Raw genomic sequence first — 17454 nt, 5'->3', positions numbered from 1 at the left:
AACTAAAGAACCACCTTAATAGAGAACAGTACTAATTTCTGATTATCGGCAAAAATGCGTGATAAAAGCATTGGTTATCAAACTTTTTTGCTTACTAATAAAATCAGAAATTAATTCTCCATTTTTGCAATACCTTCTTTTCCTAAATTGTCTTAACTATATCATATTTCTTTCATTTTTCAACAGCCCAATTATTCAACTTTTTCAAAAATCTCACATACCATTGGTGCCTGTGGATAAAATTTTTGACCATTGGCTTTAAATTCTTCTTCAAAGAATTGATCATGAACTTTGCGCCAGTACTGATAACTGCGGTCTCCTTCACCTTCATGATAAGCATGTTCTGCGGAAATTTGATTATAAGGAATAATTTCTACCACTTTATCTTGGACAACACAGACAGGTTTGCCTTGACCATCGAGAATTATGTTCCAATCGCCAACTTTAGTCATATCTTCATCGCCTGGTACACATTCTGAAGTTGTAGCAGTTTTTATGCCTCTCCTAACTAACTCAGCCAATTCATCTGCATCTTTTTCATTAGAACCAAAAGCCCAGGCTTCAACTTTAGTGCCTGCAGGCAAATTATGCTTAAGGCAAAAATTCTGCCAAAATAGTTTTACTTCTTTGTCCATTATAGCCACCATTCTGGGGTTAGTTCGCCCATTGTAGCGACTTTATCTTTTTCATAATCCAGCATAATTTCAACTTGTCGATAATCTTTTTCCATGAGTTGAACAATAAATTCGCGACAAGCACCACATGGAGCTCCATTTTTACCATCTGCCATTAGTGCTAAAACCCGACTAATTTTAGTTTCACCATTGGTAATCATATTAAAAAGAGCATTGCGTTCTGCACAAACGCCTAATCCACACGCTGTGTCAACGCAAACTCCTGTATAAATTTTTCCCGATTCAGCTAAAACAGCAGCAGCGACACCACCGGCTTCCATATGAGATCCAATTGCGGTGAAACCTTGTACTTTCTTAGCTGCTTCATACATTTTTTGCCATTCTTCATCCATATTTTTCCTTCATTTCTTTCATAAACCAGCTATAAAATTTAGCTCAAATTTTCTTTGACATGATATCAAACTTATAGATGCCACCATTTGAATGTACCATTTCAGTATTTCTTTTGACATAGCCAGCTCTTTGGTAGACTTTAATCGCACGCAAATTAAAGTCAGCAACGGATAAAACAATTACTTTATAGTCATAGTTGTTTTTGACAAAATTTTCAATAACAGTAATAAATTCACTGCCTAGCCCATGACCAGTCAATTTGGGAGCCAATCCTAATCCTATTTCAACTTGCTCTTCTCTTTGTTCATTTTGATCAAGACAAAAGAAAGCAACTAAGTTGTCGTCAGTATCCAAAACTTGAAAGTAATTATTTTTGCGTAACTCTGGAGATATTATTTCATCATAGTCTTCTTGATCATTTTTCATGTCATAAAAAGCATACTGCCCGTCATAATGCCACTCGTCTGCAATAATCATGGCATTTTTTTGTGACAACAATGATATCTTTTGAAAAATGCTTTTATTCATTTCTTCACCTCTATACTTTTAGATATTAAAGTCTAATTAATTATTAAATATACTGAAAACCCATCCAAAAGGCAAATTCAGCTAAAAAAATCCGCTTTTGCTCACACAGAAGCAAAAACGGAAACTAAGATTTTATTGCTTATCTTTAATTAATTGCTGGTCCACCTGTTGCACCATATACTTGTCCTGTAACATAACTTGCCAGATTTGAGGCTAAGAAAATATAAACATGGGCTATTTCATCAGGTTGTCCAGCACGCTTCAATAGCACTTCTTGACCAAATGTAGCAAGTGCATCAGTTGGCTGACCACCACAAACCTGCAAAGGAGTCCAAACCGGACCAGGAGCAACGCTGTTAACGCGAATTCCTTTAGGAGCAAGGCTTTGAGCCAAATTAATAGAAAAGCTGACAATTGCTGCTTTTGTAGCAGCATAATCAAGCAATATTGGTGATGGACTGAATCCTTCTAAAGAAGTCGAGGTCAAAATTACACTGCCTGGTTTCATATGCGGTACAGCCGCTTTAGCCATTTCAAACATTGAGATGATATTAACTTCAAAGGTATCGTGAACTTGATCCATTGACAAATTCTCTAAACCATCAACATTTTGTTGGATAGCAGAGTTCATCACCAGCAATTCAAGGCTGCCGAATTCTTTGACAGCTTTTTCAACAACTTTTGTTGCTTCACCGCGTTTACGGAAATCAGCTGGCAACAAAACCGCCTTACGTCCAGCCTTTTTAATCAATTCGGCTGTATCTTTAGCATCAGCTTCTTCTTCTGGCAGATATTGAATAGCTACATCAGCACCTTCTTTAGCAAAGCCAATTGCTACAGAACGGCCAATACCAGAGTCACCCCCTGTAATAAGGGCATGGCGGCCTTTTAATAAGCCATGGCCTTCATAGTCAGCCATATCTCCTGCGGGCGCTGGATCCATTTTACTTTGCAGTCCAGGATATTCTTGTGATTGTTTAGGCATATCATCATGATGATAGCGTGTTAATGGGTCTGATAATTTATTGTCCATTTGTACTTTCTCCCTTCAATAAATTCAATTTCAAGATACCGCTTTTATAATAATAAAACAAAAATATTGCTTATTAATTCACATAAAAACATTATCTTTGCTCATTACAATACAATGCTTTATGATTAGTTTATTAGGTATAAATAGGAGGAAATATTTAATGCTTAAATCTTATAAAAAATTCTGGCAGAATATCTTTAATTTTTCTGGCACTGCCAATCGTTCAGAATATTGGTGGCCAGTAATTATAAATTGGATTCTCGCTTTTGTGTTGATGCATTTAGTTGAAAGTTTGTTAGGCCATTCAATTAATGATATTTATAATTGGGGCGACTGGAGTATTAAGACTAGTTCTCTCATTATTTCCTTCGTTGTCTGGATTGCAATGCTATCTTTGCGTTTTCGCCGTTTACATGATACCAATCGCTCTGGCTGGTGGGTTCTAATTATGATAGTACCAATAATTGGAGATATTTGGTTTATTATTCTAATGTTGCTGCCGTCAAAAGCAAATAATTACGATTAAAATAATGTTAATCTTTTGCTTCAAACCTGCCAAAGTTGCTTTGTTTAAACTTAAATAATATAAATTATGTGTAATAATGTACCTTTAGTGCAGTTATTGCACTTTTTCTTTTCCAGACAATATTTCCGCTAACCACTTTTTGCGCTCATCCCTGCATACGTCCATACTATGTTTTTTCGCAGCTTCATTATAAAAATTAAGCTTACGATTAATTACTTCCATTGATTTATCCAGTACTTTCATTTGTTCTCTCACTTTTTGTTTCTGTTTTAAAAACATTTCCTTGCGCTGTTCAACCGTATCAATGCCATTCTCTGCTAGTTGAAGATAATTTTTGATTTCCTTAAGTGGCATTCCCGTTTTTCTTAGATAAATAATCGTACTAATCACTATCAGATCATTTGGTTCAAATTCACGAATTCCATTTTCATCACGTTTAACAAACTTTAATAAACCAATTTTTTCGTAGTAACGTAAAGTATATGTACTAATTCCCAGCAATTCGCTGACATCTTTAATTCTAAATTTTTTCATTAGTATCTCCTTTTTAGCAACTTCACCAAGATAGGATAAAGCACTTAATTTTTATATTTCACTCTCAACTAAACTAAACGACATTTATTAAAAAATTTGACTTAGAGTTGCTCGAACCCATTATACTGAACATTAATTACAAAAAGGGGTGTAATTATGAATTTTTTAATTTTAGCGGCTAATGGTCAAATAGCTCGAATCGTTGAAAACCGCATACTTTCAGAAGATAATTTTCAAGATATCAATTTAACTCTGGGTTTGCGTAATCCTCGTCGCTTAGTTTCATTGGAATCCAAAGCCCGAATAATGGAAGTTGATTTAAATAACAACCAAGCTGTCAATAAAGCCATGTATAAACAAAATTTAGTTTTCGTTGACGTTGTAGATCATACTAAGGATAACACCATCACTAAAAACGTAATTGAAGCGATGAAAGTTAACCATGTTTCACGTGTAATTTTTGCTAACATTCTTGGCATATATAACGAAGTTGGAGGTGAATTTGGCCGGTGGAATCATCAATTTGTTATTCCGGGACTACAGGCTGCCATTAACTCGGACAAACTTTTAGCAAGATCTGGCTTGCATTATACTACTTTACGTTTACCCTGGCTCAATGATCGTAATGAAATCAAATATTCTATTACTACTCATAAAGAACCTTATATTGGTGTTTCAGGTTCACGCAAAAGCATTGCAGACGCAATTTTAAAAATTGTTCGAAATCCTGCATTATATGATAATGACAGCATTGGAATTGCCGATCCAGATACACAGGGAAAAGATCGACCTGTTTACTAAAGAGTCAGTATAAATGAAAACAGGAGCATTTATTAAACTAATCAAAGTGAATTAAAAGAATGTCCCATGCCCAAACTTCAATCAGAAAATGATGCAATTTTAAAAGTTGTTCGTTCCTCTGTATGCGAATCCGATTTATTGTGATTCTGTGGTATATCAAAATTTTCTGCAAATTCAACTACGAAGCATGAAACATTTGGCATTGTTAAAAAATGGGCAAAAAATGTTGTTAATATTCAGCTGGAGACTTTGTGATTGCATCATTTACACACGGTCGTGGTCAATGTTCAATCTGTTTAGCAAGATTCGATGGTAATCATCTCAATGAAGGTCATTTTATAAATAGCGTTTATCAGTCAGACTATCTTAACTTTCATTACGCTAACTGGGTATTACTCAGAATATCTAGGAAGCGTACATATTATAATTAAGTTTCACATGAAACAAAAATTGACTATCATGTATTAATCCAATGATAAAAGTGTATAATCTGTAATTCTTTAACTGATATATTTTTATCTTTCCAGCAAACAAGTAGCTGACTATTACTGAGTCTAACAGCATATACAAACCAAACTTTTGCCAGTATCTACTGAAAAATCAATTCAGTCAAATGATAATATGTAATTTAGTAATTGTTTTTATTATAAAAGCATTTCAATTATTTACTTTAATTTGTATATTAGCTTGATCTGATAGCAGCTTTTTCAATATTTATAATATACATTATCTTAATCGTATATAAAATATTGATGTAATTATCATAAGATAAATAATATTTATATTAAATTAATCACTTGTCTATGATTAAAATTTTTATATAATTTAAAAGGTACCGGTACAAAAATTAAAAAACAAAGGACTGATTAATTTTAAATTAAGAAAATAGCAATCTCAGAACTGACTGCTTTAGCTTTAAGTCTAATTGCAATTTTTATGTTAAAAAAATAGAGTGTAATTATGGAAACAAATAAACAAAAACTAACACCAAATCAAAAAAGATCTAGAAGTAAGCCCAAATACTTTAAACTCTATCAGTTTTTTGCATACTTCTTCTCCATAATGATAAGCAGTATTTTGGTTGAAAAATTTTTACCGAATTGTTGGCCATTTTGGGCTAGTGGTAGAAATCTTCTGATATTTTTAATTTGTATTGCAATATATTTTATATTTTTTACTTTTACAGATAAAGCTCTTGACTATTTCTGTTCTAAAAACAACATTTAAACTATAATTTCGGGTGCAGATAAATCATCAAAATGTGATTTATCTGCTTTTTTATTAATTTCAATAATTTACTTTTTCAAAATATAAAAAAGTAGTTTATTGCTTATTTAATAAATTCAACTATATGTCACCATGTCACCGAAATTTTTGAAAGCAAAAATAAACCATGACCTGCAATCAAGGTTGCAACTAATTAATATTAGCTAGTCCAACCTTTAATTCACTAAGTCCAATTTAATCAAGCTAAAGCTGATAAATCTTAATTTTATCTTAGCTAATTTAACCATAAAAATACCCCCAAATTTGTCCTAAATTTGGGGGTCACATTATTTTCTAATTACTCTTTCTTTTCGTCCAAATATTAACACCTGTCCTCTAGCTACATATTTTGATAAAATACGAACTTTTATAACATAAAACAACATTTTCGTTCTTGCATAGTTGCTAATTTTATTTTATTCTTATTATTGTCACATATGATAATAATCAAACAAAAAGTGAGGATACAATGTCAAGTTTTCAAAAATACTATGCTAGACTAACTGAAATTGCTAATTTTTTACTTCATAATCCAGAACTTGGTTATAAGGAATTTAATACATCTAGAAGGATTGAAGATGAAATTAACAAAATTAGTCCTGAGTTAAAAATCGAACATTATCTAGATACAGGGTTAAAAATAACGTTAACTAATGGTAGCCAGAAAACTATTGGAGTTATCGCTGAAATAGATTCACTCTACCAGCCTAATCACAAATTAGCAGATGCGAATACTGGTGCTGCTCAAGCTTGTGGCCATTATACACAAGTCACTACCGCACTGGCAATTATGAATGAAATAATTACCAATCACCGACTTAAAGAGTTTGGTGCTAATTTGGCATTTATCTTCACTCCATCTGAAGAGTTCGTTGATCTTGCTTGGAGAAAACAACAAAAAGAGGCAGGCAAAATAGATTACTTCGGTGGTAAGCAAGAAGCTATCAAACTGGGTATTTTTGACGATATTGACTATTGTGTTTCAGTTCATGCAATAGGCGAAGATTTTGATGAACGCACTATCGAAATTAATTGTGATCTCGCAGGCTTTAATTTTGAATATTTTGATTTTTATGGCAAAGCTAGTCACGCAGCCTTTGCTCCAGATGCAGGTATTAATGCTCAAAGCATAGCAACACTATTCAATACTGCTTTAGCTTTGCAACGTCAACAAATTAAGGATCCCAATCGTATAAGATTCAATCCAGTATTTATTGGAGAAAATCATGAATCAATTAACGTAATTCCTGATCATATTAAAATGGGTACGGACTTAAGATTTTTTGACATAGATAACGCTCAAAAACTAATGAACCGTTTTAAACAGGCAGCAGAAGGCTGTGCATCAGCACTTGGTGGTTCTGTTGAATCTGAACGGCAAGTTGGCTACCTGCCTTTGATTTCCAGTAAGAGTATGAGTGCTATAGTGAAAGACGTCTTTTCTGCAAATGAAAAAATTCCTGGTTTAATAGAAGACCGAGGCTACACAATGGCAGCAGGTGATATCGGAGATGTTAGTTTCTTAGTACCAACCATTCAAATCGGTTATGGCGGTTGGAACGGAACAATTCATGGTGATGATTTTACTTTAGTTGATCCTGAATTTGTACTAGCAATTTTCCCTGAATTTGTCTTTAACAGTATTCTTAAGATTTCAAATAACTTAGATCAGGTAAAAACCTATAAGAAAACAAAAGAAGAATATTTAACTGAATTAGAAAAGATGGCAAGATAAAATGAAATATTTAAAAGCATACGGCCCGCTAATCATTTTAGTGTTATTAATAGATACAGTTTCTGAAATGATTAGTACCCAAGTATTTAAAATCGGCAAAATTGAAATCTCTATCTTACCTCTAGTATTTGCGGTAATTATTGCTATTTTAGTTTATTTAATCCCAGCAAAGCCTATTAAAAAACTTTACAATGATAAACGGGTGAAATTTGCCGGTAAATACATGATTCTTATCATGTTGCCTTTAATGGCACGTTATGGAGCGAATGTGGCCCCTAAAATCAACGAAATTATTTCTGTTGGTTGGGTTTTTCTAGTCCACGAATTAGGTAATTTAGGTACGATTATCTTCGGTTTACCTGTAGCGCTATTACTTGGCTTAAGAGAAGAAGCTATAGGTTCAACCTTAGGTTTAGGCCGTGAAGGTGAACTAGCATATATTAGTGAAAAATACACGCTAAATTCCCCTGAAGGTCGTGGCGTACTTGGAATTTATTTAATTGGTACCATTTTTGGTTCAATTATCTTTTCAATCCTTGCTCCACTTCTTCTAGGCATGGGCTTTAACTATAAAGCTGTTGCAATGAGTGCCGGTGTTGGTTCTAGTTCAATGATGACTGCAGCTTCATCGTCTTTAGCGGCTTTAGTACCAAAACACAGTGACACTATTTTGTCCTTTGCCGCGGCCAGTCAATTGCTAACTAGTTTTATTGGCACTTATATCATGTACTTCCTAGCAGTGCCTCTGCAAAGATTCATGTACACACACATCACTAGCCTACTAGACAAAAAGAAAGAAGTTTATCCAGATCATGACTAAAGAAAACAATTTATATGAATTATTTAAAGATGCAGTCATTCTTTTACTTAGTGTTAGCTTAGTATTATTTGTTCAATGGGTTAAATTAATTAGAAATCCCAAAAGCACACCAATTACTACTGACACATTCATTGGTTTAGGTATGTTATGGCTTTTTTCACTACTAGGCATAGTTATCAGTATGCTGATGAAAAAAGTACCTTGGAAAATCATTCAGGGCTTCCCTATTCTAGGCTGGGTTTCAATTGTTTCTCTAATTTTTTGTTTGCTTAGTCCCTACTGTGTTCGTGTAATTAATGCTGTAGACTTCCTTTCACTAACAACCTCTGTTCTAGCATTTGCTGGAATATCAGTTACCCACCGTTTGAAAGAATTGACTAAAATAAGCTGGAAGATTTTAATCGTCGCAATTTTTGTTTTCTTTGGTATGTACTTTATGGACACCTTAATCTCACAAATTGCCCTTAATCTTAGTTAAAAGTAGTTTTTAAAAAGCCAAAAGTCGCGATAACTTTAATTAGTTTAAACGGCTTTTTATTTTTGCTTATATATCATTTAATAAAAATTGGAAGAAAAGCCATTTACATATTCCATTTTGCAAAGATAACTGCAATCCTTAATTTTTAACTACAGATTTAAATCAAATTTTTAATATTATTTCCTAGTTTGGCAATATTTCCTGGGAAATAATACACAATTGTCTGCTTTAACTATTTGGTTCATTCCTTTTCCAGTTTCACATGAAACAATATAATTTTTAGAAGCATATGTTTTCAACATCTTTAAGGATTTAAAAACACTATAAATATTTTTGATCCGCTTAAAATTTTTAGGAAATAAAAAGGCGATTATGATAATTACCATAGTCGCCTTTTTAAAGCTCTCAAGCCAAATAATCTGTCAGTCCCACCTTTAACCGTTCTAAGCCATCTTTAACCATTGTTAAGGGACAAGCAAGATTCATACGCAAAAAGTCGTGACCATTTCCACGATAAATGCTTCCTGGTGATAAAACCAAACCAGTTGTTTTTTCTAAGAAGTCCGCTAATTTTTGCGAGTCACTACTAACTTGACTTACATTAAGCCAAATTAAGTATGTTGCTGCGCCTGCAACTACCTTAACTTGTGGAAGGTTCTTATTAATGAACTCTTCAGCATAAGTGAAATTAACATTTAACTGCTTAATCAATGCCTCTAGCCAGTTGTGACCATGTTCGTAGGCAGCAATTGTTCCAGGAATAGCCAGCAAGTTTGGTTCAGCTACTTCATCGCTATTAAGTCCGCGATTAACCATAGCGCGCAAATTACTATTTGGCACAATCGCTGTTGCTGCGTGTAGTGCAGCAACGTTAAAAGTTTTACTAGGTGAAACTAATGAAACAACGTTTTCGCGTGCAGGATTATTCACTGAAAAAGCTGGGGTATAGTCTGAACCCTTGCGCACTAAGTCGCCATGAATTTCATCGGACAAAAGAACTACATGATACTGATAGCATAGATCTGCAACTTTTTGTACCTCTTTTTGAGTCCATACCTTACCAATAGGGTTATGCGGATTACAAAAAATCATCAGTGTTGTCAAAGGTAAAGCTAATTTCTGTTCGAGATCATCCCAGTTGATTGCATAATTTTCGCCATCAAATTGCAAGTCATTGGATAAAACATGTCGGCCATTATTTTCAATTGAATTGTAGAAAACATTATATACAGGAGCTTGGACTAAAACGTTATCGCCAATGTGGGAAACTCGTCTTACAATTGCAGAAATTGCGGGTACCACCCCTGTAGTAAAAATCATCCATTCCTGCTGAGGCCGATGACAATGTTCTTTTTCGTACCAGTCAGCCACCGCTTTAAAATAGTCATCTTCAGGCCACTCGTAGCCAAAAACACCGCGATCAACTTTCCTTTTCATTGCGGTAATTATTTCGGGTGCTGTTTTAAAATCCATATCAGCAATTGACATTGGCAAATCGCCCTTTTTGACATGCCATTTGACTGAATCTGTATCTCTTCTATCTGGTGCATTAACAAAATCATACTTATCCATTATTTCTAATCCTTCGGTTTCTGATTTTCATCTGAATGATTAACTTTCGCATCAATTTTAGCACAATCAATTTCAGTTTCACTAGGAGTTATTTTTTGAGGATCTAAAATTAATTTACCAATTGCAGGAGCAGAAATTTTACCAGAAATTGGATTTTTCACACTGTCAATTTTGCTTGAAATTGCAGCATTAATATTAGAAACATATTCAAATGCTAAGTCAGTATGAATTAAACTGGTATTTTTCAGTTCCAGATGGTCGATGTAATTAAGCCCCTGGTCGCTTTCAATTTTACAATTGATAAACTTGATATTTTGTCCGTTCCATGCCAAATATTCACCATCTATTATCGAATCATACACAGCAACATTTTGACAATTCCAAAAAGCATCTTTAGAAATAAAAGTGGAGTGATGTACTTCAATATTTTTAGCTCCGTCAAAAGCATAATTACCAATAACACTAACGTGGTCAAGATAGATGTTTTGACTGTCTTTACCAAAATAGTCACCGTTAACTTGACTATTGGTAATTCTGATATCTTTGCAAGTCCACATCGTTTCTGCAGCATTAGCAAAATGAACATTGTCTAAGACTATTTTTTCTGCTCTCCTAAATAATTTTGGAGCCTGCAAAGCAGAATTTTTAATAGAAATATTTTTGGTATACCATATACCACTGCGAGCCATAGTTTCAAATACAGTATTATCCACATTAATGTCCTTGTCATACCATAATGGATATTTCCATTTAAAGATAGAATCCTTGATATCAATTTTACTGGCTTCCTTAAGCGGCGACTCACCTTCACCAAAAGTAATTCCTGCCAGTTGTGAATTTTTTAACCCAAAAAGAATTCTTTCACCTTCAAAAAAATGATTTTTGATAATATTCATTCCGATCCCTTTTCTCTTTTGTATTTTTGAAATTTTTAATTTTTTGTATTATTGCCAGGAAAAACCCTAATTCTTTATTATCCTCTGAAAAGCTTCCAACTTAAAATGCTATTTGATTAGGTTCCTTTATTACAAATAGTTATAACAAGCATATCATTGGCTACATAGGTATTTTATCATTTAATTAAAAACTCATTGTATATTTGTAAGCTATATGATAAGGTTATTAAATAATTATTACATTTATTATTTTTTAAATCTGCAAGTGCTGATTTTTCTGCCTAAATTGTTTGGGGGTTTCGCCAAATTTTTCATAAAACTTACTATAGAAAAAAGTTGTATTTTTAATACCTACGTTTAACATGATTTCAGTGATAGGCAATGAAGTTTCAGATAGAAGAAATTTTGCTCTTTTTAACTGTGTTTCAATTTTAATCTGAGAAAAATTTTTACCAGTTACTTCTTTTAACAGTTTATAAATTGTGCTGACAGAAAAATGAAGTTCTTCTGCTACTTCACCAAGTGAACAATTGCCATCTTTTTTCTCAATAGTTTGCAAAATCTGTAAAACACTCTTATCGGCCGTATTGACAATTAAATTTTGATTATCATCACCAATTATCCTACTCAAATAAAAAAATAAAATCGAGCAATAATTTTCAATTATGTTAATACTATTGGGCTTAGGAAAATAATGCTCTTCTAAAAGCATGTCAAAAATCTGCGAAAATTTTTTTGTATTTTCTGTATGGAAAATCAAAAAGTTATCGGAGCTTTGTTTACCTATAATTGCATTCAACAAAAATCTGCTCAAAGTATCTGAACCGTTAAACTGTGATAAAAAGTTTGAAGAAAAATATTCTTTTTTAAATATTATATTAAAAACTATGTCCTTAGTTCCCTTGTATGCAGCACTGTTTATGACATCTGTATCTAAAATACATACATCACCTTTCCTCAAAGTAATTCTTCTACCATTAATAAAAAATGTACATTCCCCAGAATAAATATAATTCATTTCCATATCTTTATGTAAATGCGGTGGTATTGTTGTATATCGTGTTTCGCGAATCATACCTATTTTGTTTTCCTTTAACGTATTGACAAAGTCAAAGAAGAATACTTGATGACCATGATAATTTTTAGTTTTTAATGTTTTGTAAAAAGGACTTAATTTGTTCTTATTTCGTAAATGCCATTTTTCGCTATCTGTAGTTTGAAAAATTTTTTATTGTAATAATTTGTTCACAATGTTGCTCTAATGAATATGATAAAAAATAAAACTGTTAATGATATTTAAATAATATATAACTCCAATTATTATAGCATTGTAAGCGGTGCAAACACTTAGAAAGTGAGAGAAATAAATATGAAGAAAACAGATTATGATAAAAATTACCTACTTGGAGGAGCAATTGCGTGTTCTCAAGCAGATGGAGGCTTTCAAGAAGGAGGCAAAGGAATTTCTACACAAGATTTACGCTATCTAGATCCTAGCTGGACACCTGAGAAAATTGAAGATAAGCACCAAAATAATCCTTTTTCACAAGAAGAATTTGATCAAGCGTTAAAAGATCAGGGAACAAAATATTATCCCCTTAGAAGAGGTATTGATTTCTATCATCACTATAAAGAAGATATAAAAATGCTGGCAGAAATGGGATTGCAAATTTTTCGTACTTCTATTAGTTGGTCAAGAATCTTCCCCAACGGTGACGATCAAGAACCTAATGAAGAAGGAATTAAATATTACCGTGACATGTTTACTGAGTGTAAAAAATACGGCATAAAAGTTTTCGCTACAATGATTCACTATGACATCCCCGTTAATTTGGTCATAAAATACGGTGGCTGGAAAAACAGAAAAATTATTTCATTTTTCGAAAAATATGTAACTGTTTTATATAAAAGATTAGGTGATTTAGTAGATTACTGGTTGCCATTCAATGAAATAAACGCTGCTAAGTTTTCCCCTTGGGATGGAGTTTGCTTAATACCTGGTACAGAAAAGAACATGGATCAAGAGATTTTCCAATGCCTACACCACCAATTTTTATGTAGTGCTAGAGCAGTACAACTAGGACGCGAGCTTGTGCCAGGAAAACTAATTGGCGGTATGATTGCCCGTTTCACTACTTACCCAGCTACTTCAAAGCCGGAAGACAATTTGCAAGCTATCCAAGATGACCAGTATTCAAATTGGTTTTACTTAGATGTTTTAGCAAGGGGCTACTATCCAGAATACATGAAGCGTTATTTTGATAAAATAAACGTTCATATTCACTTCGAACCCGGTGATAAAGAATTGTTAAAAGACGGAACTGTTGGCTTTGTTTCCTTCTCATACTACTTTTCACAGGTTTCAACTAATGCAGCTAATTGGGAACAAACTGCAGGCAATCTGATTATGACTAAGAAAAACCCTTATTTAAAGGAATCCGAGTGGGGTTGGCAAATTGATCCTATTGGCTTAAGGTTCACTCTTAACCAAATATATGATCGCTATCACCTACCAATTATTGTTGCAGAAAATGGTATTGGTGCCCATGACGAATTGACTTCAGATCACAAAGTACACGACGATTACCGCATCGCATATCTTAGTGCCCATATAGATCAATTAGATGAAGCTGTAAAAGATGGCGTAAATTTAATTGCTTACACTATGTGGGGCATAATCGACATCGTTTCTTGCGGTCCGTTAACCATGGATAAACGATATGGCATAATCTATGTCGATTTAGATAATGGTGGCAAAGGTACAGGAAAAAGATACAAAAAGGATTCATTTTACTGGTACAAGAATCGAATCCAAGAACACATAGCTAAGTCGAAAAAGAAATAAATATACAGGAGGAGAAATTATGAAAAAGAAGGAGTTGGCTAACCAAATAATTAATTATCTTGGCGGAAAAAATAACATCAATAACTATTGGCATTGTGTTACCAGGCTTAGATTTACAATCAAAGATGCTAGTAAAGCAAAATTAGAAAAAATTGATAATTTACAAGGTGTTCTTGGAACTACTATCAAGAGCAATCAATATCAAATAGTAATTGGTCCAAACGTGGATTCAGTTTTTGCAGAAATTGAGAAAATTATAGGTCCTCAGCAAAATGATAATAGCCAAAATCAAGGTAAGCACAAGTTTAAAATCACTGGAAAAGTAATTCTAGATGTCATTTCAGGTGTTTTCCAACCAATTTTACCCGCATTAGTTGCAGGAGGTATGCTAAAGGGAATTTTGGCAATAGTTCTAGCAATTTCACCAGGACTCGAAAAAAACACCACGATGGCTCTATTTAATTTAATCGCTGATGTTCCTTTTTACTTTTTACCATTCTTACTGGCAATTTCATCAGCACGCAAATTTAAATTAAATGAATTTCTTGGCATCTGTATGGCCGGTGCATTGCTTTATCCTACATTTGTTGCCAAAATAGCAAGTGGTCATTCCGGGTTAATGCTATTTGGCTTAAATATTCCAGTCTTTAACTACGCCTCTTCTGTTTTTCCAGTTATTTTAGGCGTAGGACTAATGGCCATTATTTATCACTTTGTTGACCGCTTTATACCTGACGTATTAAAATTGGTGGTTGTTCCTGCCATAACTTTAATTACCGCCGTACCAATTGCAATGTGGATTTTGGCACCACTAGGAGCATACGGAGGTCAATATCTAGCTGACGGTATAGTATGGTTATTCCAAAAAGCTGGTTTGTTAGCAGGATTTTTATTAGGATTTTTCATGCCATTAATCGTTTTAACGGGTATGCATCAATCAACATCTCCTATTCAAATTCAGAATATCGCTACATTAGGTTATGATTACTTATTGCCCGTCTCTTTTGTACACAATATGGCCGAATCTGGAGCAGCTTTTGGCACTTCTTTAAGAATGAAAAATAAAGAATTGCGTGCCGCAGGATTATCTACCAGTTTCTCTGCTTTTATAGGCATTTCTGAGCCTGCTCTTTATACAGTTAATGTGGTTCATAAAAGTTCCATGCTAGCAGCAATGTGTGGTTCCGGAGTTGGTGGCATGCTAACCGTTTTACTTGGTATTAAGTGCTATGCATTTGTAATGCCCGGCATCACTTCTCTGCCTGTTTATGTCAAGGCGGGTCAAGGTTTTACCAATGTTTTGTTAATGATTATATGCTTAATAGCAGCTTTCTTAACTAGTGCTCTAGTAGCAGTAATTTTAGGTGGAAAAGTTGCTCAAAGAAGTGAAACAAAATCCAGCTCACCACAAAGCATGACTTTTAGTACTCCTGCTGCCGGAGTTGTAATTCCATTGGAAGATGTAGCTGATTCAGTTTTTGCCAGCAAAACGATGGGTGAAGGTTTTGCAGTTAAGCCTTCTGAAGGCAGCATTTATGCTCCAGTTTCAGGTAAAGTCACTATGTTGGCAAAAACAAAGCATGGTATCGGTATCACCACAAATAATGGACTAGAGGTTTTAATACATTTAGGAATTGATACAGTTGAACTAAATGGTAATCCTTTTAAGCTTTTTATTAAAAAAGGTGATGAAGTCGCTTCCGGTCAAAAAATTGCATTCATGGATATTAAGCAAGTTAAAGACAGTGGCAAAGATCCAACTGTCATCGTGGTAATCACAAATTCAAAAGACAAGGTTAAGAATGTTAAGTTTACACTGCCAAATAAATCTGCCGCAGATTTTGATGAGATAATGTCTGTGCAATTATAGAATTAAGAATTTAATATACACCAAAAAACGTGATTCTGTTTGTATAGCAGGATCACGTTTTTTATTCTAATAAACCTATTTTTCAGGACTCAGGGCAATGACTTAACGCCTAATAATACCAGCAAGACACCAACTGTGGATTTCATGTAGCGTGTGATTTTAGTTTTAGCTAGAATTTGGGCAAGTCTAGGTGCAATAACAGCGCCAATGATAGCACCGATCATCAAGGGCAACCCAGCAGTCCAATCTACTCGCCCGTCTGCAATGTGAAAGATCGCACCCGTGATAGTCATAAAAACCAGAACATAAGTTGAAGTTGCAGTAGCCTGAAAATCTTGTAATCCCAGCAAAAATAAACCGCCAATAATAACAGCGCCACCACTCATGCCAGCAACGCCAACCATTAAGCCACCTAAGATACCATACATACCCGCTTCTAGCCTGGCATATTGCGTTTTTTTAACAGTTGCGGCAGTTTGCGTTTTCTTCTTGAGTAGCATATTAATGCCAAGAACTACCAAAACGATTCCTATCAGCCATTTATAAATTTTGGCAGGAATATATTTTGAGAGTATGGCGCCTATTATCACAGCAGGAATTGCCGTCATTAACATTTGATTACCTATTTTAGTATTTATTTGTCTTTGATGATAATAGCTAATTGCACCAATAATTAATGAAGGCAAAGCTGTTACTAAGGAAGTAGAAGATGCTGTTGCCGCATTTAATCCAAATAAGCCGGTCAAAATTGCCAGGTAAATGGCCGCTCCACCACCGCCAAAAAGAATAACGAAGGTTCCTATTATCAACCCTATTAGTCCTAGCAAAAAAATTTTCATATTATTTGACCTTCTTAATTTTTTTAATATTATATGTTATAGTTACAATATGTAATTATAATTTACATATTGTAAAAGTCAAATTAAGTAAGGAGTTAAAAATGCCACGACAAATTTTGTCTAAAGAAATAATTATTAAAACAAGCATTGAGTTAATTGAAGACAACAAAGAAAATAATTTTGCGTCTATTGCCAAAAAACTTGGCACTCAATCGCAAGCTCTATATAATTATTTTCCTAATCAGTTAGCACTAAATTACGCCATAGTTGCGTGGACTGTTAGCCTGCTAACAGATCAATTACGCAAAGATTTGTTTGGCAAAGCTGGCCTGACAGCGATTATTGATTTTGCAATGACATTTCGCGAAACAGCACTGAATCATTTTCTCTTAACTCAATTTGTTTTAAAAATGCCACGCACTAATAACTATCCTGAAACTACCGCAGCTTTTAATGAACTAAAATCTATCTTTAATCAAATGATAGCAACAGAGTTCACTGACCCTAAAAAACAATTACTAGCAAGCAGATGCATTAGAGATTTAGCAATAGGAGATATCGTCAACGTTGGAACAGGTTGGTTTGCAGATAAATCGCTACCAGCTGATAAAAGTTTTCGTAAATTGCTGAAACAAAACCTTAGTGATATTGCAAAATAAAAGGTTTGAAGTATTAAACCTAAA

The 17454-nt window shown here is 33.8% G+C and carries 17 protein-coding genes; 8 read left to right on the top strand and 9 right to left on the bottom strand.

Features of this window, described 5'->3' with window-relative positions:
- Window positions 1–191 precede the first annotated feature (191 nt).
- The 4 genes from LDM90_RS00845 to LDM90_RS00830 form a co-directional block, all read right to left on the bottom strand.
- Window positions 192–635 carry an ASCH domain-containing protein gene (locus tag LDM90_RS00845; RefSeq protein ID WP_223896197.1) on the bottom strand — a complete coding sequence of 148 codons (444 nt, stop codon included), beginning with the start codon at window positions 633–635 and terminating at the stop codon, window positions 192–194.
- On the bottom strand, window positions 635–1027 hold the full coding sequence (locus LDM90_RS00840; protein WP_223896196.1) for a cytidine deaminase family protein: 393 nt from the start codon (window positions 1025–1027) through the stop codon (window positions 635–637). The genes LDM90_RS00845 and LDM90_RS00840 overlap by 1 nt, the downstream gene beginning before the upstream one ends.
- A 43-nt stretch (window positions 1028–1070) precedes the next feature.
- Complete coding sequence (locus LDM90_RS00835; protein ID WP_223896195.1) at window positions 1071–1556, bottom strand: GNAT family N-acetyltransferase; 486 nt, start codon at window positions 1554–1556, stop codon at window positions 1071–1073.
- Window positions 1557–1701: 145 nt separating this feature from the next.
- Window positions 1702–2589: an SDR family oxidoreductase gene (locus LDM90_RS00830; RefSeq protein WP_223896194.1), complete on the bottom strand. Its 888-nt coding sequence runs from the start codon at window positions 2587–2589 to the stop codon at window positions 1702–1704.
- A 160-nt stretch (window positions 2590–2749) separates the two neighbouring features.
- Between LDM90_RS00830 and LDM90_RS00825 the strand changes: the two genes are divergently transcribed.
- Window positions 2750–3115: a DUF805 domain-containing protein gene (locus tag LDM90_RS00825; protein WP_223896193.1), complete on the top strand. Its 366-nt coding sequence runs from the start codon at window positions 2750–2752 to the stop codon at window positions 3113–3115.
- A gap of 93 nt (window positions 3116–3208) precedes the next feature.
- Here LDM90_RS00825 and LDM90_RS00820 read toward each other — a convergent pair whose 3' ends face one another.
- Complete coding sequence (locus tag LDM90_RS00820) at window positions 3209–3649, bottom strand: MerR family transcriptional regulator (protein WP_034978461.1); 441 nt, start codon at window positions 3647–3649, stop codon at window positions 3209–3211.
- A 156-nt stretch (window positions 3650–3805) separates the two neighbouring features.
- On the opposite strand from LDM90_RS00820, the gene LDM90_RS00815 reads away from it, so the two are divergent.
- From LDM90_RS00815 to LDM90_RS00800, 4 genes are all read left to right on the top strand, one after another.
- The gene (locus LDM90_RS00815) at window positions 3806–4450 is read left to right on the top strand and encodes an NAD(P)H-binding protein (RefSeq protein WP_223896192.1); all 645 of its coding nucleotides are present in this window, start codon (window positions 3806–3808) and stop codon (window positions 4448–4450) included.
- 1735 nt (window positions 4451–6185) lie between these two features.
- The gene (locus LDM90_RS00810; protein WP_223896191.1) at window positions 6186–7451 is read left to right on the top strand and encodes a M20/M25/M40 family metallo-hydrolase; all 1266 of its coding nucleotides are present in this window, start codon (window positions 6186–6188) and stop codon (window positions 7449–7451) included.
- A gap of 1 nt (window position 7452) precedes the next feature.
- Window positions 7453–8271 carry a DUF3100 domain-containing protein gene (locus tag LDM90_RS00805; protein ID WP_034978475.1) on the top strand — a complete coding sequence of 273 codons (819 nt, stop codon included), beginning with the start codon at window positions 7453–7455 and terminating at the stop codon, window positions 8269–8271.
- Window positions 8264–8749 carry a hypothetical protein gene (locus tag LDM90_RS00800; protein WP_045928807.1) on the top strand — a complete coding sequence of 162 codons (486 nt, stop codon included), beginning with the start codon at window positions 8264–8266 and terminating at the stop codon, window positions 8747–8749. The genes LDM90_RS00805 and LDM90_RS00800 overlap by 8 nt, the downstream gene beginning before the upstream one ends.
- Before the next feature lie 405 nt (window positions 8750–9154).
- Here the strand turns inward: LDM90_RS00800 and LDM90_RS00795 are convergent, their stop codons facing one another.
- The 3 genes from LDM90_RS00795 to LDM90_RS00785 all read right to left on the bottom strand — a co-directional run bounded on the left by LDM90_RS00795 (window position 9155) and on the right by LDM90_RS00785 (window position 12292).
- Window positions 9155–10321, bottom strand: coding sequence for a MalY/PatB family protein (locus LDM90_RS00795; RefSeq protein ID WP_223896190.1), 1167 nt, complete (start codon window positions 10319–10321; stop codon window positions 9155–9157).
- 5 nt (window positions 10322–10326) lie between these two features.
- A complete protein-coding gene (locus LDM90_RS00790) occupies window positions 10327–11217 on the bottom strand; it encodes a DUF3737 family protein (protein ID WP_223896189.1) in 891 nt (296 codons plus the stop codon).
- A gap of 253 nt (window positions 11218–11470) precedes the next feature.
- Complete coding sequence (locus tag LDM90_RS00785) at window positions 11471–12292, bottom strand: AraC family transcriptional regulator (protein ID WP_223896188.1); 822 nt, start codon at window positions 12290–12292, stop codon at window positions 11471–11473.
- Window positions 12293–12586: 294 nt separating this feature from the next.
- Here LDM90_RS00785 and LDM90_RS00780 point away from each other — a divergent pair, with 294 nt between their 5' ends.
- A complete protein-coding gene (locus tag LDM90_RS00780; protein WP_223896187.1) occupies window positions 12587–14062 on the top strand; it encodes a glycoside hydrolase family 1 protein in 1476 nt (491 codons plus the stop codon).
- A gap of 19 nt (window positions 14063–14081) precedes the next feature.
- Window positions 14082–15932, top strand: coding sequence for a glucose PTS transporter subunit IIA (locus LDM90_RS00775; RefSeq protein ID WP_223896186.1), 1851 nt, complete (start codon window positions 14082–14084; stop codon window positions 15930–15932).
- 89 nt (window positions 15933–16021) lie between these two features.
- Here the strand turns inward: LDM90_RS00775 and LDM90_RS00770 are convergent, their stop codons facing one another.
- On the bottom strand, window positions 16022–16771 hold the full coding sequence (locus LDM90_RS00770) for a sulfite exporter TauE/SafE family protein (protein ID WP_223896185.1): 750 nt from the start codon (window positions 16769–16771) through the stop codon (window positions 16022–16024).
- A 101-nt stretch (window positions 16772–16872) separates the two neighbouring features.
- Here LDM90_RS00770 and LDM90_RS00765 point away from each other — a divergent pair, with 101 nt between their 5' ends.
- Window positions 16873–17430, top strand: coding sequence for a TetR/AcrR family transcriptional regulator (locus LDM90_RS00765; protein WP_223896184.1), 558 nt, complete (start codon window positions 16873–16875; stop codon window positions 17428–17430).
- Window positions 17431–17454: the final 24 nt, after the last annotated feature.

The organism is Lactobacillus huangpiensis (genome assembly GCF_019972815.1).
Classification (GTDB): domain Bacteria; phylum Bacillota; class Bacilli; order Lactobacillales; family Lactobacillaceae; genus Lactobacillus; species Lactobacillus huangpiensis.
This window is presented reverse-complemented; position numbering and strand designations above follow the sequence as displayed.